This window comes from Mycobacterium hainanense, assembly GCF_041890355.1.
Lineage (GTDB): Bacteria > Actinomycetota > Actinomycetes > Mycobacteriales > Mycobacteriaceae > Mycobacterium > Mycobacterium hainanense.
On sequence record NZ_CP169059.1, the window covers coordinates 26,358 to 48,921 of the forward strand.

Annotated in this window: 19 protein-coding genes and 1 tRNA gene; 7 read left to right on the plus strand and 13 right to left on the minus strand. The window is 66.6% G+C overall.

The window, feature by feature from the left end; genetic code table 11:
* The first annotated feature begins 111 nt into the window (after window positions 1-111).
* On the plus strand, window positions 112-3,285 hold the full coding sequence (locus ACEL92_RS00085; RefSeq protein WP_374023660.1) for an AAA family ATPase: 3,174 nt from the start codon (window positions 112-114) through the stop codon (window positions 3,283-3,285).
* Between the two features lie 35 nt (window positions 3,286-3,320).
* On the opposite strand, the gene cwsA is transcribed toward ACEL92_RS00085, so the two are convergent.
* Entirely contained in the window at window positions 3,321-3,755 is a 435-nt protein-coding gene (cwsA, locus tag ACEL92_RS00090; protein ID WP_374023661.1) for a cell wall synthesis protein CwsA, read from the minus strand.
* Window positions 3,756-3,885: 130 nt separating this feature from the next.
* Between cwsA and ACEL92_RS00095 the strand changes: the two genes are divergently transcribed.
* Window positions 3,886-4,434, plus strand: a complete 549-nt coding sequence (locus ACEL92_RS00095; RefSeq protein ID WP_374023662.1) for a peptidylprolyl isomerase — start codon at window positions 3,886-3,888, stop codon at window positions 4,432-4,434.
* A 22-nt stretch (window positions 4,435-4,456) separates the two neighbouring features.
* Here the strand turns inward: ACEL92_RS00095 and ACEL92_RS00100 are convergent, their stop codons facing one another.
* Entirely contained in the window at window positions 4,457-4,882 is a 426-nt protein-coding gene (locus ACEL92_RS00100) for a PH domain-containing protein (protein ID WP_374023663.1), read from the minus strand.
* Between the two features lie 155 nt (window positions 4,883-5,037).
* On the minus strand, window positions 5,038-5,319 hold the full coding sequence (crgA, locus tag ACEL92_RS00105) for a cell division protein CrgA (RefSeq protein WP_025738162.1): 282 nt from the start codon (window positions 5,317-5,319) through the stop codon (window positions 5,038-5,040).
* A gap of 118 nt (window positions 5,320-5,437) precedes the next feature.
* Here crgA and ACEL92_RS00110 point away from each other — a divergent pair, with 118 nt between their 5' ends.
* The gene (locus ACEL92_RS00110; protein ID WP_374023664.1) at window positions 5,438-6,181 is read left to right on the plus strand and encodes a DUF881 domain-containing protein; all 744 of its coding nucleotides are present in this window, start codon (window positions 5,438-5,440) and stop codon (window positions 6,179-6,181) included.
* Window positions 6,182-6,207: 26 nt separating this feature from the next.
* Entirely contained in the window at window positions 6,208-6,894 is a 687-nt protein-coding gene (locus tag ACEL92_RS00115; protein ID WP_374023665.1) for an aminodeoxychorismate/anthranilate synthase component II, read from the plus strand.
* Here the strand turns inward: ACEL92_RS00115 and pknB are convergent.
* From pknB to ACEL92_RS00150, 7 genes are all read right to left on the minus strand, one after another.
* Window positions 6,872-8,746: a Stk1 family PASTA domain-containing Ser/Thr kinase gene (gene pknB, locus ACEL92_RS00120; RefSeq protein WP_374023666.1), complete on the minus strand. Its 1,875-nt coding sequence runs from the start codon at window positions 8,744-8,746 to the stop codon at window positions 6,872-6,874. The genes ACEL92_RS00115 and pknB overlap by 23 nt on opposite strands.
* Window positions 8,743-10,074, minus strand: a complete 1,332-nt coding sequence (locus tag ACEL92_RS00125) for a serine/threonine-protein kinase (protein WP_374023667.1) — start codon at window positions 10,072-10,074, stop codon at window positions 8,743-8,745. Before ACEL92_RS00125 ends, pknB begins: the two co-directional genes overlap by 4 nt.
* Complete coding sequence (gene pbpA / locus ACEL92_RS00130) at window positions 10,071-11,549, minus strand: D,D-transpeptidase PbpA (protein WP_374023668.1); 1,479 nt, start codon at window positions 11,547-11,549, stop codon at window positions 10,071-10,073. The genes ACEL92_RS00125 and pbpA overlap by 4 nt, the downstream gene beginning before the upstream one ends.
* Window positions 11,546-12,955 (minus strand): FtsW/RodA/SpoVE family cell cycle protein, encoded by a 1,410-nt coding sequence (locus ACEL92_RS00135; protein ID WP_374023669.1) that lies wholly within the window; start codon window positions 12,953-12,955, stop codon window positions 11,546-11,548. The genes pbpA and ACEL92_RS00135 overlap by 4 nt, the downstream gene beginning before the upstream one ends.
* Window positions 12,952-14,469, minus strand: coding sequence for a PP2C family serine/threonine-protein phosphatase (locus ACEL92_RS00140; RefSeq protein WP_374023670.1), 1,518 nt, complete (start codon window positions 14,467-14,469; stop codon window positions 12,952-12,954). The genes ACEL92_RS00135 and ACEL92_RS00140 overlap by 4 nt, the downstream gene beginning before the upstream one ends.
* The gene (locus ACEL92_RS00145; RefSeq protein ID WP_046183038.1) at window positions 14,466-14,933 is read right to left on the minus strand and encodes an FHA domain-containing protein; all 468 of its coding nucleotides are present in this window, start codon (window positions 14,931-14,933) and stop codon (window positions 14,466-14,468) included. Before ACEL92_RS00145 ends, ACEL92_RS00140 begins: the two co-directional genes overlap by 4 nt.
* Window positions 14,934-15,068: 135 nt before the next feature.
* On the minus strand, window positions 15,069-16,721 hold the full coding sequence (locus tag ACEL92_RS00150) for an FhaA domain-containing protein (RefSeq protein ID WP_374023671.1): 1,653 nt from the start codon (window positions 16,719-16,721) through the stop codon (window positions 15,069-15,071).
* A gap of 242 nt (window positions 16,722-16,963) precedes the next feature.
* Between ACEL92_RS00150 and ACEL92_RS00155 the strand changes: the two genes are divergently transcribed.
* The 3 genes from ACEL92_RS00155 to ACEL92_RS00165 all read left to right on the plus strand — a co-directional run bounded on the left by ACEL92_RS00155 (window position 16,964) and on the right by ACEL92_RS00165 (window position 19,684).
* Window positions 16,964-17,046, plus strand: a tRNA-Leu gene (locus ACEL92_RS00155).
* A gap of 212 nt (window positions 17,047-17,258) precedes the next feature.
* Window positions 17,259-19,202, plus strand: coding sequence for a TNT domain-containing protein (locus ACEL92_RS00160; RefSeq protein ID WP_374023672.1), 1,944 nt, complete (start codon window positions 17,259-17,261; stop codon window positions 19,200-19,202).
* A 2-nt stretch (window positions 19,203-19,204) separates the two neighbouring features.
* On the plus strand, window positions 19,205-19,684 hold the full coding sequence (locus tag ACEL92_RS00165; protein WP_374023673.1) for a hypothetical protein: 480 nt from the start codon (window positions 19,205-19,207) through the stop codon (window positions 19,682-19,684).
* Window positions 19,685-19,796: 112 nt separating this feature from the next.
* On the opposite strand, the gene ACEL92_RS00170 is transcribed toward ACEL92_RS00165, so the two are convergent.
* The 3 genes from ACEL92_RS00170 to ACEL92_RS00180 are packed head-to-tail and all read right to left on the minus strand — an operon-like array spanning window position 19,797 to window position 22,506.
* A complete protein-coding gene (locus ACEL92_RS00170) occupies window positions 19,797-20,126 on the minus strand; it encodes a GNAT family N-acetyltransferase (protein WP_374023674.1) in 330 nt (109 codons plus the stop codon).
* On the minus strand, window positions 20,113-21,096 hold the full coding sequence (locus ACEL92_RS00175; protein ID WP_374023675.1) for a pirin family protein: 984 nt from the start codon (window positions 21,094-21,096) through the stop codon (window positions 20,113-20,115). The genes ACEL92_RS00170 and ACEL92_RS00175 overlap by 14 nt, the downstream gene beginning before the upstream one ends.
* A 27-nt stretch (window positions 21,097-21,123) precedes the next feature.
* On the minus strand, window positions 21,124-22,506 hold the full coding sequence (locus ACEL92_RS00180; protein WP_374023676.1) for an acyl-CoA dehydrogenase family protein: 1,383 nt from the start codon (window positions 22,504-22,506) through the stop codon (window positions 21,124-21,126).
* Window positions 22,507-22,564: the final 58 nt, after the last annotated feature.

The window sequence follows — 22,564 nt, forward strand, 5'->3', positions numbered from 1 at the left end:
CAAAGCTTCGTGCCGCGGGCGCCGGTGATCGCTGACACTCCCTCGTCGAGTACCAACGGCTTATCCTTTGAGGGGCCAGCAAACGCTGGGATGTGATTGGCGGAGGGTCGTATGACGGCCGTAGCAACGTGCCAGGCATGCGGCACCGAACTCCTCGAGGATGCGCGGTTCTGCCATGGTTGCGGCGCGCCCATCCCCGAGCTCGCCGCACATGCGGAGTACAAACAAGTATCGGTGCTGTTCGCCGACGTGGTGCATTCCATGGACATCGCCGCGACTGTCGGCGCCGAGCGGCTGCGCGAAATCATGGCCGAGCTGGTCGACCGCTGTAGCGACGTGGTGCATCGCTATGGGGGCACGGTGGACAAGTTCACCGGCGACGGGATCATGGCGGTGTTCGGGGCGCCGGTCACGCTCGAGGACCACGCTTTTCGCGCCTGCCTAGCGGCCTTGGGCGTTCAAAACGAGATCAAGCGGCTTGCTACCGATGTCCGACAGCACGACGGCGTGGAACTGCAGTTGCGGGTGGGACTCAATTCGGGGCAGGTGATCGCGGGCGAGGTCGGATCGGGCCCGTTGGGCTACACCGCAATCGGCGAGCAAGTCGGGATGGCGCAACGGATGGAATCGGTGGCACCGCCGGGCGGGGTGATGCTCAGCGAATCCACCGCCCGATTGGTCGCGCCCGCCGCCGTGTTGGGCGACGTCGAGGAAGTGCAAGTCAAGGGCAGCGCTGTCCCAGTCCTGGCCCGCCGCCTACTCAGCTTGACTGGCGGCCCGCAACGAAGTGGCGACTTGCGAGGCGCCTTGGTCGGTCGAGAGCTGGAAGTGGCAACCATCGCCGGCCTCCTCGATCGATCGATGAGCGGGCGGGGGTGTGTGGTCTGCGTGGCCGGGCCTCCGGGCATCGGCAAGACGCGACTCGCCGATGAGGCCATCGCATTGGCGCTGCGTCGTGGCGTCGAGGTGGTAACAGTTTTTTGCGAATCACATACCAGCGACGTCCCCTTTGTCGCGGCAGCAGGACTGCTGCGCGCAGGACTCCGCATAACCGAACTCGACGACGAGGCGGCGCGGGCACAGGTGCGTGCACGCATCCCCGACGCCCCCGACGATGATGTGCTGCTGCTCTACGACCTGGTGGGCATTCAAGAGCCGGACACACCGCCTCCGACGATCCATCCCGACGCACGGCGACGGCGGCTGACCGCACTGATCAACTCGATCTCGTTGGCCCGCACCCAACCGGTGCTTTACGTCATCGAGGATGCGCACTGGATCGATGAGGTCAGCGACTCGATGATCGCGGAGTTCCTCACCGTAGTCCCGCGGACCCCGTCCATGGTGCTCATCACCTACCGGCCCGAGTACAGCGGTCAGCTCGCGAATGTGCCTGGGGCGCAGACTGTTTCGCTCTCGCCGCTGAGTGAGTCGGAAGCCGCGGTGCTGCTCGACGAATTATTGGGTCCTGATCCGTCAGTCGCCGGTATCAAGGCGCTCGTCTCCGAACGGGCCGGCGGGAACCCGTTCTTCGCCCAGGAGATCGTGCGCGAGCTTGCCGAGCGCGGTGTGCTCGAGGGCGACCGCGGTGGTTTCACCTGTGGCACGGACCTAGCCGAGGTCACTGTTCCGGCGACGCTGCAGGCCACGATCGCCGCGCGCATCGACCGGTTGGATCTCGAGGCCAAGCAGACGCTGAACGCCGCGGCGGTGATCGGCTCGCGGTTCACGCCTGAACTACTGAGCGCGGTGGGCAACTCCCCCGCGCTTGACGCACTCCTGAAGGCAGCGCTCATCGATCAGGTTCGATTCACGCCCAGCGCCGAATTCACTTTTCACCACCCGCTGATCCGCAGCGTGGCGTATGAATCACAACTTCGGTCCGATCGAGCGAAGATGCACCGGCGGCTGGCGGGCGCCATCGAGGCGCGTGAGCCGGAAGCCGCCGACCAGAATGCGGCGTTGATCGCCGAACATCTCGAAGCGGCGGGCGACTTGCGGGGCGCCTATGGATGGCACATGCGCGCGGCAACGTGGGCGAGATACCGTGACATCGCAGCCGCGCGGCTGGGTTGGGAAAGTGCCTTACGGCTCGCCGACGCAATGGACACTGATGACCCGGACCGGGCAGCCATGCGCATCGCCCCGCGCACCATGTTGTGCGGGATCGCCTGGCGGGTGCATGTCAACAACATCTGGGACCGCTTCGATGAGCTGCGGAGATTGTGCAGCGCCGCAGGGGATAAGGCGTCACTGGCCATTGCGATGGCGGGGCTGGTCGTTGATCACGCGTTCCAGGACAGGGTGCGCGAGGCGTCGCGGCTGGCTTCGGAGGCCATCGCCCTCATCGAGTCCATCGGCGACCCCGACATGACGGTAGGGCTGTCCTTCACTTTGATCAGGGCCAAGATCGCGACCGGCGAATGGGCTGAGATGCACCGATTGTCACAGAGAGTGATCGACCTGGCGGACGGTGACCCGACAAAGGGCAACTTCCTCTTCGGGTCTCCCCTGGCGCTCGCATTCGCCCAACGAGGTACCGCACGATGGGCTCTGGGCCTTCCCGGATGGCGAGACGACCTGCAGCGCGGCCTGGCCATGGCGCATGGCGCCGACTCCCTTTCCTACGTCACGGTCGTCAGCTACGTGTACACGACCGGAATACCGGCCGGCGCGCTGCGACCCGACGATTCCACGGTGCGCGAGATCGAGGATGCGCTGACGATGGCACAACCGTCCGGCGACAACCTCCAATTGGCTGTCGCCTGGCTGACCCTGGGGCTCGCGCTGGTGCACCGTCACGCGGACGACGAGCGTGATCGCGGACAGCAGCTTCTGGCCGAGGTTCGCGAAGTGTTTCGGCAACGGGGGCACTTCTTGTGCGATCTACCGATGCTCGATGTCTACGAGGCCCGTGAGATGGCGCGCCGCCAGAATCACGACGAGGCGATACCGCTGATGCGCGGCGCGGTCGACCATCTCATGCTCGGGGGACAAGGGCTTTCGTGGGGTTTGTTGACGACAGGGGTCTTGGTGGAGACACTGCTCGACCGCGGGACCCAAAGTGACATCACCGAAGCCGAGGCCGCGATTGAGCGGTTGGCGGCTGTGCCGGCCGATGAAGGCCTTGCGATGCGTGAGACATGGCTGCAGCGGATGCGCGCCGCGCTGGCGCGCGCTCAAGGCGATGTCGACGCCTACGAGCACTTCAGGAATCGCTACCGCGACTTGGCGAGAACGCTTGGATTCGAAGGACATATCGCGTGGGGCGACGCCATGCCCTAAGTGTGCCGTGCCGCGTTGCTGACTAGGGAAGCCTACTAGGGACGCGGTTGCACGTCGACGCTGGGGGGCCGCGACTGGGGATCTTGAGGCTTCGCGCGCACTGAGCGGCGGACAATGCTGAACGCGACCGCACCGCCGGCGAGCACGGCGACGGCCGCTCCCGCGAACACCCACGGACGCTTGGTGCGGCGCTGGGCGCGCCGCGCGTCCTGCAGGGCCTGAGGCAGGTTCGAAACAACCTCCTGCGCGGCGGCCAGTTCCTGCGCGAAGGTTTCTTGGGCAGCGGCGAGGTCCTTGGCCAGGCGCCCCTCCTGATATTTGCGACGGATCTGCGCTGCGGTCGACTGCGCCGACTGGACACTCAGCCCGACGACTCCCCGCGTCACGTCCACGGGGCCCACTGTCGAATAGGTCAGCCCGCGAGCGAGTCGCTCGCGCGGGGTCAGCCGGGATTCCGCCTTCGCGCTCATCTGCCGCCTTCCTCATGCGTCCTGAACAGACTGCCAGCATAGGGACACCAGCGGAACTGCTGTGCGCGCGCCACGTTTTCGGTCGCGGCTCGCCTCCGGGCGACACCGGGTGCGGGCATCTCCACGCGGAGTGGCAGACTCTCATGCCGTGACCAACAGCCCCCTTCAGACCGCTACCGCCACGCTGCACACCAACCGCGGCGACATCAAAGTCGCTCTATTCGGAAACCACGCCCCCAAGACCGTCGCCAACTTCGTCGGCCTTGCGCAGGGCACCAAGGAGTACTCGACCCAGAACGCATCGGGTGGCTCCTCCGGTCCGTTCTACGATGGCGCGGTCTTTCACCGGGTGATCCAGGGCTTCATGATCCAGGGCGGCGACCCGACCGGAACGGGTCGTGGTGGCCCGGGCTACAAGTTCGCCGACGAGTTCCACCCCGAGCTGCAGTTCGACAAGCCGTACCTGCTGGCGATGGCGAACGCGGGCCCCGGCACCAACGGCTCGCAGTTCTTCATCACGGTCGGCAAGACTCCGCACTTGAACCGCCGGCACACCATCTTCGGCGAGGTGACGGATCCCGAGTCGCAGCGGGTTGTCGAGGCGATCTCGACGACGTCCACCGACAGCAACGACCGCCCCACCGAACCGGTCGTCATCGAGTCGATCACGATCTGCTGAGCCGGGGCGCTTCCCGGTCAGGTCACCGCGGGTTTCGGCCCGCGTAGCCGGCGGCCGTCAGGGCGTCGAGGACCTCCAGGGGATCGGTCCCGAGGTCCCACCGAGAGAAGAGGACCAGGCCGTCGTCGGCCGTTTCGACCTCAAGCAGCCTCACCTTGCGTCCGTAGCGGCGGAACTCGGTAATGCGGATGATCTTGATGTCCGACGGCCGTAATAACTGCGTCCGGAGCCATCCCCGGAGCGCCAGGCCCTCGGCGGTAATTGCCAGCTTGGGCCGCGCGCGCCACGTCGCGCCCGCAAACAAGATCAGACCCGCTGCGGCAATCCCGGTCAGAATGCGCCCGGGCGGGTCTGTGACCACGGTCACAGAGGCGATAGCCATCAGAACGCCGGCGGCGCCACAACCAGCGATTCCTGCGAGGCGGGGCTCCCATTGTGTTTGCTGCATGCGCCGCTCAAGCCCTCCCACCACGGACTATGAAGTTATCCACAGACGCTATCAACAGTGGGGATAAATCACACGCGTGTGATTGGGTGGTCGCGATGTTGCTGGCGCAGTAAAGGGGCAGCCCAAAAATAAATTCATTCCGCAGCCGGCGTCGCTCAGTGCCAGCGCATCGTCAGCAACAAACCGGTGATCATGAAAGCGAACGCGATGGCGTAGTTCCACGGCCCCAGTTGCGCCATCCAGTTGAGCGCGGTCGGCGCCTGGCTTCCGACGGCCGCCAGCTGGAACACCATCAGCCAGACCAGTCCGATCAACATGAGACCGACGAACAAGGCGACGAACCACACGCTCGATGGTCCGACCTTGACCTTCACCGGCGTACGGCTGACCGCGCTGACGGTGAAGTCATTCTTCTTGCGGACCTTGGACTTGGGCATGATTACCTCAACAACACGGTGAGCGGGACGGGGTGCAACGATAACGACCGCAGCTGCACGCACAGCTTGGCTACGAGACTAACTCACCTGGCACGCCGACCAGGAAATTGGAGAGCAAATGAGCGACGCAGGCCGGTCACCCTGGCGCTTCGGCGTCCCGGTGGTGTGCCTGCTGGCCGGACTGCTGCTCGCCGCCACGCACGGGGTGTCCGGCGGCGCCGAGATCCGCCGCAGTGACGCGCCCCGGCTGGTCGATCTGGTCCGAGAGGCCCAGGCGTCGGTGAATCATCTCAACGCCCAACGCGACGCGCTGTCCGGCAAGATCGACGCCGCTCACGGACGCTCCTCGGATCTGGCCCTGGCGGCGATGCTGCGACGCTCAGCCGAGCTCGCCGCCGAGGCCGGCATGAACCCGGTGCACGGCCCGGGGCTGACCGTCACCCTGGAGGACGCGCCGCGCGACGCCAACGGCCGTTTCCCGCGGGATGCGTCGCCCGACGACCTGGTGGTGCACCAGCAGGACATCGAGGCGGTGCTCAACGCCTTGTGGAGCGCCGGCGCCGAGGCGATCCAGATGCAGGACCAGCGCATCATCGCCACCTCGGTGCCCCGCTGCGTCGGCAACACGCTCCTGCTCAACGGCCGGACCTACAGCCCCCCCTACACGATCACCGCGATCGGAAACGCGGCCGCCATGCAGGCCGCCCTCGCCGCCGCTCCCCTGGTCACCCTGTACCGCCAATACGTGGTCCGATTCGGGCTCGGCTACCGAGAAGAGGTCAAGCCGGACGTGCAGGTCGTCGGCCACACGGAGCCGGATCGGCTGCATTTCGCGCAGCCCATGGGAACCATCGGCTACTGATTTTCGCCGGACGGTAACCTGGCACGGTGCGGATCCTGGTCGTCGACAACTACGACAGCTTCGTGTTCAACCTGGTGCAGTACCTCGGCCAGCTTGGCGTCGAGGCCGAGGTATGGCGCAACGACGACGCCAGGTTGTCCGACGAGGCCGCCATCGCCCGGCGGTTCGACGGTGTGCTGCTCAGCCCCGGCCCAGGCACCCCGGAACGCGCGGGTGCGTCCATTGGACTGGTGAGCGCATGCGCCGCCGAGCGCACCCCGCTACTCGGAGTCTGCCTCGGCCATCAAGCCATCGGTGTCGCCTTCGGTGCCAGCGTGGACCGCGCCCCCGAACTGCTGCACGGCAAGACCAGCAGCGTCTTTCACACGAATGCCGGTGTCCTGCAAGGACTTCCGGATCCCTTCACGGCGACCCGCTACCACTCGCTGACCATACTTCCCGAGTCGCTTCCACCGGTGCTGGAGGTAACCGCGCGCACCCGCGGCGGCGTCATCATGGGTGTGCGGCACCGTGAGTTGCCGATTCACGGGGTCCAGTTCCATCCGGAGTCGATCCTGACCGAGGGCGGACACCGCATGCTGGCGAACTGGCTGGTCTACTGCGGATGGGCCCGCAACGACACGCTGGTGCGCCGGCTGGAGAACGAGGTCCGGGTGGCGGTGCAGCCCTACCTTCCGGCCGATCCGGCGGCTACTGGCCGAACTTCAGCGTGATGATCCCGTCCCGGTTGCACCCGGTGCCGGCCGGCGGATTCTGATACACCACCCGGTGGGACTGGGAGCCGCCCGCGTCCACGTCGGGACCCTTGTCCAGCACGCCGGTCCAGCCCAGCGCCCGCAGCCGAGGCTCGGCGTCCGTCCAGAACATCCCGCTCAGGTCGGGCATTACGAACTGGTTGCCCTTGGACACCTGCAACTCGATCACCGAATCCACCGGAACCGTCTGCCCCTTGGGCGGATTCGTGCCGATCACCTCCCCGGCGGGCCGCGTGCTGTCCACCTGCGCCTGGGTGATCTTGGTAAAGCCGTAGACGGTGAGGTTCTTCTGCGCGACGTCGACGGTTTGGCCGCCGACGTCGGGCACCTGCTTGGTCTCTGGACCTGAGCCGACGATCACGGTGATCACGTTGGTGATCGCGGACGTCTGGTTGGCCGGCGGGTTGGTGCCGATCACCTTGCCCAGCAACTCGGGGCTCGACGGCGAGTTGGCCTGCTTGAATTTGCTGAATCCGGCGGCTTTGAGCTTGCTCACCGCGTCGGAGTAGCTCAGCGAGGAGACGTCGGGCACCTCGCGCTGCTCGGGACCCGTCGACACGTTGATCGTGATCTCGTCACCCGCGCTCACCGACGCGTTGGCGCCGGGATCGGTGCTGATGACGTGGTCGGGCGGGATCGTCGAGTCGGGCTTTTGCAAGGTACGCGTCTTGAAGCCGTGATTCTGCAGCGCCGCAATGGCGTCGGCGGACACTTGGCCGCGCATGTCGGGCACCTGGACATCGCGCGTGGTGCCGCCGAAGGTGTTGAAGGCGATGACGACGACGATCGTCAGCACCGCAAGGGCGGCGACAGCGACGATCCAGCGACCGACCGACCCGCCGTCTCCGTCGTCGATGCGACGGAGAGGTTGCCGGGGCAGTGGATCCGTGCGCGGTCCGGGCTGGTTAGCGCCGGCGGCGATCAGACCGCTGCGGTCGGCGTCGGTGAGTACCTTCGGCGCCTCGGGCGGCTCGCCGTTGTGTACGCGCACCAGGTCGGCGCGCATCTCGGCCGCGGTCTGGTAGCGGTTGTCCGGGTTCTTGGCCAACGCCTTCAGCACGACGGCATCGAGGTCGGCGGAGATGCCCTCGTGCCGCTGCGACGGTGGAATAGGGTCCTCGCGCACGTGCTGGTAAGCGACCGCGACGGGCGAATCTCCGGTGAAAGGCGGTTCACCCGTAAGGATTTCGTAGAGCACACAGCCCAGCGAGTAGACATCGGACCGGGCGTCGACGGTGTCGCCGCGGGCCTGCTCGGGAGAGAGGTATTGGGCCGTCCCGATCACGGCCGCGGTCTGGGTGACGCTGTTGCCGCTGTCGGCGATCGCCCGCGCAATGCCGAAGTCCATCACCTTGACCGCGTTGGTGTTGCTGATCATGATGTTCGCCGGCTTGACGTCGCGATGGATGATGCCGTTCTGATGGCTGAAGTTCAGTGCCTGGCACGCGTCGGCGATGATCTCGATCGCTCGCCGCGGGGGCAGCGGGCCGTCGGTGTGCACGATGTCGCGCAGGGTCACGCCGTCGACGTACTCCATGACGATGTAGGGCAGCGGACCGGTCGGGGTCTCCGCCTCGCCGGTGTCATACACCGCGACGATCGACGGGTGGTTGAGCGCGGCGGCGTTTTGGGCCTCGCGGCGGAACCGTAGATAGAAGCTGGGATCGCGGGCGAGGTCCGCGCGCAGCACTTTGACCGCCACATCGCGGTGCAACCGGACGTCGCGGGCCAGGTGAACCTCGGACATACCCCCGAAGCCGAGGATCTCGCCCAGTTCATAACGGTCAGACAGGTGCTGAGGGGTGGTCATCTTGGTATCTCGTGTCGGGCCGGTGACGCGCTGGGCGTTAGTGGGTCACCCCACCCGTGTTCGGCCGGCCCGCGTTGCAGTCCAGAATTACTTATCGTCCCGCGATCCGTCCAATTCAGCCGCAGCGCGGGGCCGGACGCGGAACCGCTCGGGGTGTTGGTCGTCGGCGGCGGCGCCGGCGGACTCCCGGTGTCGGTGACCGTCGGGGGCGGCGGCTGTTGCTGGGTATCGGCGCGCGAATTGATGACGATGAGCACCGCGATGATGATCGCCAGCGCGCCGAGCACTCCGGCGGCCCACAACAACGCGCGCTGGCCCGACGAGAAGGTTCGCCGGGCCGGGGGTGGGCGGTGGCCCCCGGTGGCGGGCCGGGATCGGCGCGGCGCCGCGGTCCGGGTGCTGGACACGGCGGCCGCCCTGGTCGTCGGGCTCGACGGAATGGCCGCCGGCGAGGCCCGCCCGGGCGGCGGTGACTGGCTGGGCCGGGGTGGACGACGGCCGGCCCGTACGGCCGCCACGGCATCGGCGAACGGCCCGCCGCTGCGATACCGCATCGCCGGGTTCTTGACCAGCGTGATCTCGATGAGTTCCCGCACGTTGGGCGGCAGCTCCGCCGGCAGCGGCGGCGGGGGTTCCTTGATGTGCTTCATCGCCACCGTCAGCGCACCGTCACCGGTGAACGGCCGCTTGCCCGACACGACCTCGTAGCCGACGACCCCGAGCGAGTACACGTCGCTGGCGGGGGTCGCGTCGTGGCCCAGGGCCTGTTCGGGGGCGATGTACTGGGCGGTGCCCATCACCATCCCTGTCTGCGTGACGGGTGCGGCGTCAACGGCCTTGGCGATACCGAAGTCGGTGATCTTCACCTGTCCCGTCGGCGTGATCAGGATGTTGCCGGGCTTGACGTCGCGGTGCACCAGGCCCGCCGCGTGCGCGACCTGCAGCGCCCGGCCGGTCTGCTCGAGCATGTCCAGCGCGTGCCGCAACGACAGCCGGCCCGTGCGCTTGAGCACCGAGTTCAGCGGCTCACCGTTGACCAGCTCCATCACCAGGTAGGCGGTGCGGCCCTCCCCGTCCAGCTGACTTTCGCCGTAGTCATGGACCTGGGCGATGCCGGGGTGGTTGAGCATCGCGGTGGTGCGCGCCTCGGCGCGGAACCGTTCGATGAACTCCGGATCCTGGGAAAACTCCTGCTTGAGCACCTTGACCGCGACGCGCCGGCCGAGCCGGCTGTCCACCGCCTCCCACACTTGGCCCATGCCGCCGGTGGCGATCAGGCGCTGCAGGCGATATCTGCCAGACAGCGTCACACCAACTCGCGGGCTCATGGTCCTCCCTGTAGCGCGGCTTGGATCACAGCCCGTCCGATCGGCGCGGCGAGTGCACCTCCCGTCGCGGACAGGCGGTCGCCGCCATTCTCCACCAACACTGCCACGGCGACTCTCGGCGTCTGCGCGGGCGCGAAGGCGATGTACCACGCGTGCGGCGGCGTATTACGCGGATCGGTGCCGTGCTCTGCGGTACCAGTCTTCGATGCGATCTGCACGCCGGGAATGGCCCCTTTCTGCTGTGCGACCTTCTCGGCGCCGACCATCAGCTCTGTTAGCTTAGCGGCGACCTGGGGCGACACCGCGCGGCGCTGCTGATAGGGAACGGTGGTGCTGATGTTGGCCAGATCGGGACCCTTGAGGCTGTCGATCAGGTAGGGCTGCATCTGCACCCCGCCGTTTGCGACGGTCGCGGCGATCTCGGCGTTCTCCAGCGGCGTCAGCGCGACGTCCTTCTGACCGATGCTGGACATGCCCAGCGCGGCGGCGTCCGGGATGATCCCGATCGTTGATTCGGCGACCTGCAGCGGGATGACGCTCGGGGTGGTGTCCATTCCGAACGCCCGCGCCATGCTGCGCAACGCATCGGCGCCGGTGTGCATGCCGAGCTGGACGAACGCGGTGTTGCAGGACAGGGCGAACGCCTGCTTGAGCGACACCGTGGCCTCGCTGCCGCAGGGCTGGCCGCCATAGTTCTCCAACGTGGCGGTGCTGTCAGGCAGCGCAATCGAGGACGCCGCGGTCAACTGCTCGGCGTCGGTCGCGCCGGCCTGCAATGCCGCCGCGGTGGTGACCACCTTGAACGTGGAGCCGGGCGGGTAGGTCTCCGAGATGGCACGGTTGGTCAGCGGATTGTCGGGGTCGTCACGAAGCCGCTGCCATGCCTGCGCCTGCACCGCGGGATCATGCGAAGACAACAGATTGGGGTCATAGGACGGCGACGACACCATGGCCAGGATCTTGCCGGTGGACGGCTCGAGGGCGACGACGGCGCCCTTGCACGGCGGCCCGCCACAACCCTGCTGCATCGCGTCCCACCCGGCCTGTTGGACGCGCGGCCGGATGGTGGTGTCGACGTTGCCGCCGCGTGGATCGCGGCCGGTGAAGAAGTCGGCCAGGCGGCGGCCGAACAGCCGCTCGTCGGAGCCGTTCAACAGCGGGTCCTCGGCGCGTTCCAAGCCGGTGCTCGAATAACGCAGGGAGTAGAAGCCGGTGATCGGCGCGTACACCGACGGGTTGGGGTACACGCGCAGGAAGCGGAAGCGGCTGTCGGTGGCCACGGAGTAGGCCAGAAGTTGGCCCCCGGCGACGATTTGGCCGCGTTGGCGCGAATACTCGTCGAGCAGCACCCGCTGGTTGCGCGGGTCGGCGCGCAAGGAGTCGGCGGCGAACACCTGCGTCATCGTGGCGTTGAGCAGCAGCAGCACGATCAACGCCATGACGGCGATCGAGATGCGGCGCAGAGAGGTGTTCATACCTTCTCGATCACCTCGGTGTTGGCGGCCGCAATCGGCGCGTCCTTGCGCTCGCGGCCCCGCAATGGGTGCCGGGCGCTGTTGGATATCCGAGCGAGGATGGCCAGCAGCACGTAGTTCGCCAGCAGCGACGACCCGCCGTAGGACATCCACGGTGTGGTGAGCCCGGTGAGCGGAATCAGCTGTGTCACACCGCCCACGACGATGAACAATTGGATGGCCAGGGTGGACGCCAGCCCCGCGGCCAACAGCTTGCCGAAGCTGTCCCGGGTGGCGATGGCGGTGCGCATCCCGCGGACGATGACGATGGTGTAGAGCATCAAGATGCTGGCGAGCCCGACGAGGCCCAGCTCCTCGCCGAACGCGGCGATGATGAAGTCCGTCGACGCGGCCGGCACGGTGTCGGGTTGGCCGTTGCCCAGCCCGGTGCCGAAGATGCCGCCGGTGGCAAAACTGAACAGCGACTGCACGATCTGGTAACCGCTGCCGTCGGGGTCGGAGAACGGGTCCCACCACATTTGCACGCGCACCCGGACGTGCGCGAAGACGAAATACGCGATGACGCTGCCGACCGCGAACAGCACGAGGCCGATCACCACCCAGCTGAACCGCTGTGTCGCAAGGTAAAGCACCACCAGAAACGACGCATAGAGCAGCAGCGAGGTACCGAGGTCCTTCTCGAACGCCATCACGCCCACCGAGAGCACCCAGGCGGCCAACAGCGGCGCAAGGTCACGCGGGCGCGGCAGCGTCAGGCCCATGAAATGCTTACCGACGCTGGTGAACAGGCCCCGCTTGGCGATCAACACGGCGGAGAAGAAGATCAGTAGCAAGATCTTTGAGAATTCGGCGGGCTGAATTGAGAAGCCGGGGAAGCGAATCCAGATCTTCGCGCCATTCTGTTCGGACAGCGATGCCGGCAGCAATGCGGGAATCACCAACAGCACCAGGCCGGTGATTCCGCAGATGTAGCCGTACCGCGCAAGCTGCCGGTGGTCTTTCAGAAACGTGACCACGAGCGCGAACGTGACCACCCCGACCAGAGTCCACATCATCTGCTGGGTGGCGCTGGGGTGATGACGGCCGCTGAGCTGATTGTTCACCAGATCGAGCCGATGGATCATCACCAGCCCAAGTCCGTTGAGCAGCGCCACAATTGGCAAGAGCAGCGGATCGGTATAGGGAGCGAACCGTCTGATAGCCAGGTGCGCCGACCCGAACACGAGCAGAAATATCAGCCCGTAGCTGATCACGTTCCAGCGCAATACGCGGTCCTGGTTCGCCTCGACAATCAACAACGCGGCGACGGTGATCGCTGCGGCGAAGCACAGCAGCAGCAGCTCGGCGTTGCGACGGGTGGGCAGCGGAGGCGTGACCGCGACGGGCGGCTGGAGTTGCGTCGTCATGCCACCGTCCGGCAGTCGATGCCCGGTTGAAGTGGAGGCGCTGGAAGCGCGGTGACCGTCTGCGATGTGGTGGTGGGGCCCGCCGGCGACGAGGGCGCGGGGCCGCCTGTGGCGCTGGTAGGAGCTGGGGCGCTGGAGCCGGGAGAGGTGGTGGTTGGTGGCGTGGTCGGTGCTGGCGATGTCGCGACACTGGATTCGGGGGTGCCGCTCCCGGGGGCGGGCTGCCCCGGCGGCGACGTGGCGCGCGGGGACGGGCAGGTGGGCAGCAGGTACTCGGCGAGCAACTGTCTTAGCTGTGACTCGGCCTGGTCCAGGCTGCCGCCCGGCAGTCCGGTCTGCACCTGGACCTGCCCGGGACGGCGCAGGTCCCGCAACGTCATCAGTTGACAATTGGAATGATCGGATTGCCCATAGCTGATCAGAGAGAGTTCGTTGCGGGCGGTCAGGCAGCCCATCAGATACGGCTGCTGAAGGGGCACGCCCAACAAAGAACCTTGGATTCCGCGGACGATCGAAACTCGGCCGTCGTATTCGGTGACGTAATAATTGCGCTGGATCACCCACCAACCGATGGCCAGGCCCGACAGCACGAACAGCACCGCGAGCGTGACCACAAAGAACATCCGCCGCCGGGGCCACCGCGGCCGGGTAGGTGTTTCCGGTTGTGGCGCAACACGTTTGGCCGCCTCTTCCCGCGGCCTGATCGCCGAGGCGCGGCCCGCGGAGGTGTTGGGCAATGTCATCTGGTCGTCGTCCCCGGAGACCGCGCCGGCCAGGATCGGCTGGGTCTGGCCGTAGTCGTAGTCGACGACGTCGGCCACCACCACGGTCACGTTGTCGGGCCCACCGCCGCGCAGGGCCAGCTCGATCAGGCGGTAGGCGGCTTCGGCGACGTCGGGTATCTGCAGCGCCTCGAGGATGGTCTCGTCGCTGACCGGGTCGCTGAGCCCGTCCGAGCAGAGCAGGTAGCGGTCACCGGCGCGCGCCTCGCGCATGGTCAACGTGGGCTCGACCTCGTGACCGGTCAGCGCGCGCATGATCAGTGACCGCTGCGGGTGACTGTGTGCCTCTTCCCGGGTGATCCGGCCTTCGTCAACCAGCGTTTGGACGAACGTGTCGTCCTTCGTGATCTGCGTCAGCTCACCGTCGCGCAGCAGATAGCCACGCGAGTCACCGATGTGCACCAACCCAATTCGGTCGCCCGCGAACAGGATGGCGGTGAGCGTGGTGCCCATTCCCTCGAGCTCGGGCTCGGCCTCCACCTGTGCCGCGATGGCGGCGTTGCCGGCACGCACCGCAGCGTCGAGCTTGGCCAGCAGGTCGCCGCCGGGTTCGTCGTCGTCCAGGTGAGCCAGTGCGGCGATCACCAATTGGGAGGCCACCTCGCCGGCGGCGTGACCGCCCATGCCGTCGGCCAGGGCGAGGAGTCGCGCACCGGCGTATACGGAGTCTTCGTTGTTGGAGCGCACCAGGCCGCGGTCGCTGCGCGCGGCGTATCGCAGGACCAGGGTCACGGGCGCAACTCGATCGCCGTTTTGCCGATCCGAATCGGCGTCCCTATCGGAACTCGTACCGCAGTCGTCACCTTTGCCCTGTCAAGGTAAGTGCCGTTGGTCGATCCTAGATCCTCGACGTACCATTCCGAGCCGCGCTGCGATAGGCGGGCGTGCCGCGTCGAGGCGTAGTCGTCGGTCAGCACCAGCGTCGAGTCGTCAGCCCTTCCGATCAACACCGGCTGCCCGCTGAGTGTGATGCGCGCCCCCGCCAACGCGCCCTCGGTCACCACCAGGTAGCGCGCGGCGTGCCGGCGTTGCCGCGAGGGCAGCAGGGTGCTGCGCAGCGCCAACCCCCGGCGCACCATGACAGCACCCGTGGGCGCGTAGATATCCGTCCGCAGAATCCGCAACACGGACCAGATGAATACCCATAACAACATTAAAAATCCGGCGCGCGTCAGCTGCAGTACGAGTCCCTGCATCTGGCGTCCTTTCCGTCCTGGCCCCGAAATCCAGCGTCCCCTTGGCGCCCGTGACCCCGCGCACATCGGCAACGTCACGATACTTGGACGGCGGTCGACGCGGGGCGAAGCACGGCAGCGTTGAGCCCAGCGGGTTTAGTGGATCCGGACGATGATCTCCGAATGACCCAGGCGGATCACGTCCCCGTCCGCCAACTGCCACTCCTGCACCGGTGCGTTGTTGACGGTGGTGCCGTTGGTGGAGTTCAGGTCCGACAGGAGCGCCACCTGCCCGTCCCAGCGGATCTCGAGGTGACGTCGTGAGACCCCGGTGTCGGGCAGTCGGAATTGCGCGTCCTGTCCACGGCCGACGATGTTGGACCCCTCACGCAGCTGATAAGTACGGCCGCTGCCGTCATCGAGCTGCAGGGTGACCGTCGTTCCGGCCGCGCCGTAACCGCCGTAACCGCCGTAGCCGCCGGCCTGCTGACCGTAGTCTGCCGGCTGCCCGTAGTCGGCGGGCTGGCCGTACTCGCTCGGCTGCGCGTACTCGGCCTGCTGGCCGTAGTCGTAGTCGCGGTGCGCGGTCTCGGGGTATCCCCCGGCCTGACCGGGGTATCCCCCGGCCGGCACGTTCTCGGCGTATTGCGTGTAGTCGCCGGCCCCGTACTCCTGGCGGCCGTACCCACCGCCCTGCTGGTAGCCCTGCTCGTACCCGCCCTGCTCGTACCCGCCGCCTTGTTCATATCCGGCGCCCTGCTCCGGGTAGGCCGGCCGTTGCTCGGGCGGAGCGTAGCCCTCGTCCTGGCGGGCCGCCCCGCGGCCGTAATCGCCGTAACCGCCATAGCCCTGCTGGCCGCCACCGGGCGGAGCGGCGTAGCCGCCACCCTGACGGTAGCCCTGGTCGTAGCCCTGGCCGCCGTAGCCGGCGGGCGCGGGAGGACGCTGCTCATACTGCGGCGGGGCGCCGGCCTGGCCCTGGTCGGGGTAGCCGCCGGGGCCTTGGTAGCCGCGCTGGTCGGGGTAACCGCCCTGATCCGGGTAGCCGCGCTGGTCGGGGTAGCCGCCGGGGCTTTGGTAGCCGCGCTGGTCGGGGTAACCGCCCTGGCCTGGGTAGCCGCCCTGATCCGGGTAGCCGCCCTGCTCGGGGTGGCGCGGGGGCGGGTAGCCCTGCTGCGGCGGATAGCCGCTCTGCTCGGGCGGGTACCCCGCGCGCGGGTCAGGCCCGCCCTGCGGCTGGTCGCCGGCGCGCGCGTCGTCTTGCGGGCGCGCGTAGCGCTCGTCGTAGTACTCGTCGCCAGGCCGCCCAGGCCCCGGAGGGCGGTAGCTCGAATCGTCAGTCATTGGTCCTACTCCTCGTTCTGCGCCGAACGCATTATTTGATTGTGGCCGGACGGGGTCGTGGACCGTCGGGCGGGGCTGCACATCGGGATTGACAGCACCGCGGGCGCGGTACTGCCCAGTACGCAAATCCGACGACTGCTCGAACTGGACGACCACATCACCATACGTTTGCCACCCCTGTTCATGGATGTAGTCGACCAAGTACCTAGCGAAAGCGCCCGACGTGAGATCAGGGTCGGCGCCCACCTTCTCGAAGTCGTGCCTACCGAGGGTAATGATGTATTCGTTGGGGGCCAAAAGCCGATTGCCGTGAAGCTTCTGGACCCCGTCGCGGGCTTCGCGGCGCAACAGCGCCTCGACCTCCTGCGGAACGATCGATCCGCCGAAGACCCGGGCGAACGCGTTGTCGACGGTGGCCTCAAGCTTGCGCTCGATCCGCGCGGCCAACCCGCGTTGGCTACTCATGGTCCGCCGCTCGCATGCACTTGCCGCACCATGCCGCTTGCGCGCGGCAAACGATTCGGCCCGTGTCCCTCACCCCAGCATGTTATCGGGACAGCGCGACGGCGCGGCACCGTCGAAACTCTGAGAACTTCGTCGGCCCTGCTCAGACGCGTTGTCCCCCAGCGTCCCACGCTCTCCACGCCCGACCAGGCGGGTTGGGGGATGCGGCTATTAGAGTGGTATGGTCCATCGGTTGTTTTTCCGGGCGAGTGGCGGAATGGCAGACGCGCTGGCTTCAGGTGCCAGTGTCCTTCGGGACGTGGGGGTTCAAGTCCCCCTTCGCCCACATTTGAGCGGTTCGACGAATCGCTGGCGCTGAGGTCACGGACTCGAGGAGTTCGTGACCTTCGTGCTTTCCGCCATGTTGCGCCGGGCTCAGCACGCTTGGTCGCCGCAGTGAATTGACGTCTGCAATCGCATTAGTAGCGTAATTGCCAGCTCAGGAGGGGTGGCAATGGTCGTCGCGGCGTGTGACGCTGCGCAGCTACGGGTGATGCGATGCAGCTGCGCTACATAAGCGTTGCGGCGCTGATCGCCGAGGCCGGCGGTGACCCCTGGGCGATCAACAAAAGCCTGCAATCCGGGAGCCCCGGGCAGATCTCCTCGCTGGCGGAGGTGTTCCACCGTGCCGGCCGATGCACCGCTGAGGCGCAGCACGCTTTCGAGCAAGCCCGCAGCCGCTTCAACGCTGCATGGAACCGTCGGGATGGCGGCCATCCGATCAATGACTCCGTCGAAGTGCAGCGGGTGACCCAGTCGCTGGGTGTTCAGTCCCTGCAGTTGCCCAAAATCGGCGTAGACCTGGAAAACATCGCAGCTTCCTTGGCTGAGGCGCAGAAGGCCGCCGAGGCGGAGATCGCGACACTCGAGGCGCAGTTGCAAACGCTCGACGGCTTGATCGGCCAAGCCGTCGCAATGGAGCAAGCCGGCAACCTCAGCGCGGAGGACCGGCACACCCTCGATGCCCTCATCCGCAATTGTGAGAGGGACGCCATCGACGACACCAAAGCCGCGGTGGCACAGCTCAATTCGATACGCAACGGCTACTCCGACGGCCTACGGAATGCGCTGACCAACCTACGAGCCGACGGATACGATCCCGCGGCCCTTCACGATGTCGATGCCGACGGTTCGCCGAAGCCCACAGAGGCCCAGCTACAAGCGCTGGCCGACCTCCGCCGGATCACCGACCAAGCGGTGTTGGATCAGATGGGCAAGGTGCGCGCCGCGCAGGATGCGCTGAACAAGGCGATGGCCGACCTTTACTCCCATGGCCCGGGGTCACCCGAGGGCGAGGCCGCCAGTGCCAGCCTGCCCAAGCTGAAGGCGGACCTCGCTCACGCGCTCGACGACCTGGGCAAGATCCCCGATTACAGGGACGTCGACCCCGCGTCGATCACGATCGCTCCCGACGGCCGTTTCATGTTCACCCACACCGTGGACGGGCAGCCGGTGCAGGTCTACGGCCAACTCAAGAACGGCGCCGGCGAATTCTTCGATCAGGCCACGGGCACGTCTTACACCTTCAGCGGCGGCAAGTTGACCGGCATGCGCACGCTTGATCCCGGGAAGGTGGAAGCCACCCCGGAACCGTTGTGGAGCGCCATCACCACCGCGGTCGGCGGCGGCTATGTGTTGAAGGCGGGCGGTCAGGTGGCCTGGCAGGGACTCAAGACGCTTTTCAGTCGCGAAGCAATAGAGGGCTTGACCGGCGACAATTTCTTTCCTCGCGCCTTGACCGGTGCGGAGGAGCGCGCGGCAAGTGCCGGAGCGGACCTGAATCCACACGGTTCACCCACTCCGGGCGTAAGCGGGGAACCGGTGCCGGGCACCCACCCCGGTCCCGCGCCCGTCGTCGAGCACGGGCCGCACCCAGGGGGCGGTGGCGGCGGTGAGCCTCCGGATGCCGGACCGCCAGCGGGGCCGCATGTGCCGGTGGCGCCGCACGGCCCACGGGCCCCAGTGGCCCCCGATGCGCCGCCGCCTCCGCCCCTGCCTCCGGAGCACGAGTTGTTCAACGGCTACCACCCGGCGGAACCGGGCCCGGAGTTCACTCATCCCGACGGAAGCCTGTCCTATCCCGACGACACGCTGGCAACCAAACCATATGCGGTTCCGGGGACAGTAATTCCCGACGCGCATCTTGAACCGGGGACGATTCTCGGACGTTTCGGCAGCCCTTATGGCGCTTACTTGGCGCCCGAAGGCACACCTTTCGCTGAGCTATCACTCCCATCAGAGAGCGCGGTGAAGCCTTACTATGAATACGCGGTGGGAGACCCATCTCACCTACCTCCAGGCTGGCACATCGAGCAGTCTGAAGTGGCTCCGTGGTTCCATCAGCCAGGTGGCGGCCAACAATTCCGGATCATCAAACCAGACGGCACAAATGGTACGGTGTTTGAACTCGAACGCTATGGAGTATTGGTACGGGTACGGTGAAAATGGCAGATTTCTCTCGATTATCGAACAATTGGTCCGTGTGGGCGCCCAAATCGGGTTTGACCAACGTCACGACCTCCCTTAGTTGTGGCGACTGCGACATCCTCTTCAAGTCGGACGACTACTCCGTGCATCTTCGGGATGGCGATGGAGGTTGGGTTGTCGACGTAGTGGACGACCGCGGGCAAAGGCGGAACGATGTGGCGAAGTTTTCGACGTTTGAACTGGTCGAGAAGTATCTCATATGGGATTGGGTAACTGCTGCTCGTTCGGACCTTGCTTCGGGCGCTCTGGGCGCCAGCCTCTATAAGCTCGGATACGCACCCGGTGTTCAAGTCACTGAGTTGGAAAAGGGCAATGTCGAATTATGCCTGAACGGGGCGTGTGCGACATTAGTAGTCGGTGACGCGACGATCTTTAGTCACATCATGAAATGGTCGGTGGAAGACATTCTCAGCATTGCCACTGGGGGCAGCTCTTAGAGCTATTTTCAATGTCGAAGCTAGGATACCGCGAGCCTTTCCCCTTGGATTGTAAGACGCGACGGTACCGGATCGGACCCGCATGGCAATAACCCGTAGTGTTTCGGACCGACTACGACTGCACCCACCGCAGAATGTCCGGCGTCACGGCATCGGTGATGTCGTCGTACTCGGGGTGTTTCTTCAGCACGGTCCCGATCATCGAGCACACCGGAACAATGCGCTTGCCCTCGCCGCGCGCTTCGTTCAGCGCCTCTTGGACGAGGATCGTCGCCAGGCCCCGTCCGCCGTACGCCGGGTCGATTTCGGTGTGGTAGAAGACGCGCTGGTCGCCGCGGTCGGCGAAGTCGGCGAGGCCGACCTGCTTACCTTCGACCGCAATCGTGTAGCGGCCGTCCTCGAGGCTGACGGTGGCCTCTGCTCCGGTCTTATCGGTGGCCATTGGTGCTTTCCTTTCGTTTGGGATTCGGTCGAGGCCGCAGCCGAGTGGTCGGCAACGGCGGGGCGGGCAGCCGGGTGAGCGAACCCCGGTAGTTGTGGACGGCGCCGAAGCGGTCGTCGCCGGCCTCCCACAGTTGGCGGTACGCCGCGATGTCGTCGTGACTTCGTCCCACGAAGTTCCACCACATCACCAGTTCTTCGGTGAACGGAGTCCCGCCGAGCAGGAGTACCCGCGCCGGCCCGTCTCCCTCGTTGCGCAGGAGCAGCGAGGAGCGGCCGGGGTTCAGGTAGGCCAACTCAGCGACGGCCACAGGGGCTCCCTCAACACGGACTGTCCCCAGGTCGCAGAGCACACCATGCTCGAAGGCAGGATCGACATCGAGGTCCAGGTGAGCCCCGGCGTCGAGATCGACCTGGGCGCCCAGCAACGGAGTGAAGGTATGCACCGCGGACCGGCTGCCGGCCAGGTCCCCGAGGAACACGCGCACCGTCGCCCCCGGAAGCGGTACCGGCTGCGGCGCGTAGTGGTCGAAGGCGCGATCGGTGGCGCGATCCGAATTGGGCAGCGCCACCCAGAGCTGGACACCGTGCAAGGCCGCCGCCGACGGAACCGATACCTCCGAGTGGCAGATACCGGCGCCGGCGGTCATGAGGTTCAACTCGCCGGGACGTATCGCCGCCTGCACGCCAGCGCTGTCGTTGTGCTCCACTTCCCCACTGAACAACCAGCTGACGGTTTGTAGTCCGGTGTGCGGATGCGGCGGGACGTCCATGCGCGCGGACGCGGGACCGTAATGGTCGACGAAGCACCAGGCGCCGATCAGCGATCGTTGCCGTTGCGGCAGCGTGCGTCGTACGCGCATCGCCCGCGGACCGCCCAACGGAACCTCGCGAGGCCGCAGCACCTCGGTGCCCGCGCTCGGCACTGCAGCGCAGGCAACTTCGATCGGCGCCGGTTCAAGGTTGCTCATCGTCCACACCGACCGTACCCAGATTCGTCACTTACGTGGCGGTCGGAGCACCTTCATGGCCAGCCGCATCACGGGCTCGGGCACCCGGTCCTGCATGGACAACGCGGTGTCGGCGGCGCGGGAGCGCAGCGGGGTGCCCCGCCCGAAGACGCGGTTCAGCGGGCCGCCGGACGGTTCGAGCACCACGTGCAACGGCGGGGTGCCGACGCTGGCTCCCAGCGCATTGGCGATGACCATCCGCTGGATCTCGCTGGTGCCCTCAAAGATGGTGTAGAGCTTGGCATCCCGATACCACTTCTCCACCGGGTGATCGGTGATGTAGCCCCAGCCACCCATGGTCTGAATCGCGCGTTCGGTGGCCTTGACGGCCACCTCGCTGGCGGCCATCTTCGACATCGACCCTTCCCCGCGCTCGAAGGGCACGTTGTTGGCGGCCATCCACGATGCCCGCCAGGTCAGCAACCGCGCCGCGTCGATCTGGGTGGCCAGCTCCGCCAGCGGGAAGGCGATGCCCTGGTTATCGATGATTGGCCCGCCGAATGCCTCGCGCTCGGTGGCGTATGCCGTCGCGTATTCCAGCGCCGCCCGCGCGATGCCGATCGCCTGCGCGGCGACCATGGGCCGGGTCTGTTCGAAGGTGCCCAGGGTGGCAGAGCCCGAACGCTTTCCACCCGCCACGACTTCACGCGCCTTGGCGAGCTTGTGCTCCAGCTTCTCTTCTCCGCCTAGCAGATTCGCGCCTGGGACGCGGACGCCCTCGAACAGCAGCTCGGCGGTGTGTGACGCGCGGCAGCCCAGCTTGTCCAACTTACGAACCAGCTTGAGCCCGGGCGTGCCACCGGGCACCACGAACAGCGCTTGACCGCGATGGCCGAGTTCCTCGTCGACGACGGCGTTGACCACATGGACGTTGGCGATTCCGCCGTTGCCGATCCACATCTTGTGGCCGTCGATGATCCAGTCGTCACCGTCGCGGCGCGCGCGGGTGCGCAGGTTCCGTACGTCGCTGCCACCTTCGGGCTCCGAGATCGCCAGCGCTGCGAGCTTGAGATCGCCCGGGGTTCCGAAGCATTCGGGTGCCCATTCCAACATCTGTTCCGGGGACGCGGCCTGTCCGATCGCCGACAGGGCCAACGCCGGCATCACGATCGCCAGGCCGATCCCGGCGCAGCCCCAGAACAGCTCTTCCATGAACATCGGCAACGACAGGCCGGTCGGGTCGCCGATCAGATCGCGGTAAAACAGCGGGCTGTAGAAGCCGCGCTGGGCTGCCTCCTCCAGGACCGGCCACGGGAACTCTTGCCGCTGGTCGTAGTGGAGCGCCACCGGCCGGACCACTTCTTCGGCGAACTCATGGGCCCGCCGGGCCAGGTCATGCTGCGCTGCGGTCGGGGTCAGGTCGAAAGTCATGGATCCCGCCTTCGGGTCGACAGACTCGGTCGTGCCGAATCTCTACCCCGTTGGCTAC

Excerpts from the sequence above, each read along its gene's own strand:
- ACEL92_RS00085 (WP_374023660.1), top strand. The coding sequence starts at position 112 with ATGACGGCCGTAGCAACGTGCCAGGCATGCGGCACCGAACTCCTCGAG.
- cwsA (WP_374023661.1), bottom strand. The coding sequence starts at position 3,755 with ATGAGCGCGAAGGCGGAATCCCGGCTGACCCCGCGCGAGCGACTCGCT.
- ACEL92_RS00100 (WP_374023663.1), bottom strand. The coding sequence starts at position 4,882 with ATGCAGCAAACACAATGGGAGCCCCGCCTCGCAGGAATCGCTGGTTGT.
- crgA (WP_025738162.1), bottom strand. The coding sequence starts at position 5,319 with ATGCCCAAGTCCAAGGTCCGCAAGAAGAATGACTTCACCGTCAGCGCG.
- ACEL92_RS00110 (WP_374023664.1), top strand. The coding sequence starts at position 5,438 with ATGAGCGACGCAGGCCGGTCACCCTGGCGCTTCGGCGTCCCGGTGGTG.
- pknB (WP_374023666.1), bottom strand. The coding sequence starts at position 8,746 with ATGACCACCCCTCAGCACCTGTCTGACCGTTATGAACTGGGCGAGATC.
- ACEL92_RS00125 (WP_374023667.1), bottom strand. The coding sequence starts at position 10,074 with ATGAGCCCGCGAGTTGGTGTGACGCTGTCTGGCAGATATCGCCTGCAG.
- pbpA (WP_374023668.1), bottom strand. The coding sequence starts at position 11,549 with ATGAACACCTCTCTGCGCCGCATCTCGATCGCCGTCATGGCGTTGATC.
- ACEL92_RS00135 (WP_374023669.1), bottom strand. The coding sequence starts at position 12,955 with ATGACGACGCAACTCCAGCCGCCCGTCGCGGTCACGCCTCCGCTGCCC.
- ACEL92_RS00145 (WP_046183038.1), bottom strand. The coding sequence starts at position 14,933 with ATGCAGGGACTCGTACTGCAGCTGACGCGCGCCGGATTTTTAATGTTG.
- ACEL92_RS00150 (WP_374023671.1), bottom strand. The coding sequence starts at position 16,721 with ATGAGTAGCCAACGCGGGTTGGCCGCGCGGATCGAGCGCAAGCTTGAG.
- ACEL92_RS00160 (WP_374023672.1), top strand. The coding sequence starts at position 17,259 with ATGCAGCTGCGCTACATAAGCGTTGCGGCGCTGATCGCCGAGGCCGGC.
- ACEL92_RS00165 (WP_374023673.1), top strand. The coding sequence starts at position 19,205 with ATGGCAGATTTCTCTCGATTATCGAACAATTGGTCCGTGTGGGCGCCC.
- ACEL92_RS00170 (WP_374023674.1), bottom strand. The coding sequence starts at position 20,126 with ATGGCCACCGATAAGACCGGAGCAGAGGCCACCGTCAGCCTCGAGGAC.
- ACEL92_RS00175 (WP_374023675.1), bottom strand. The coding sequence starts at position 21,096 with ATGAGCAACCTTGAACCGGCGCCGATCGAAGTTGCCTGCGCTGCAGTG.
- ACEL92_RS00180 (WP_374023676.1), bottom strand. The coding sequence starts at position 22,506 with ATGACTTTCGACCTGACCCCGACCGCAGCGCAGCATGACCTGGCCCGG.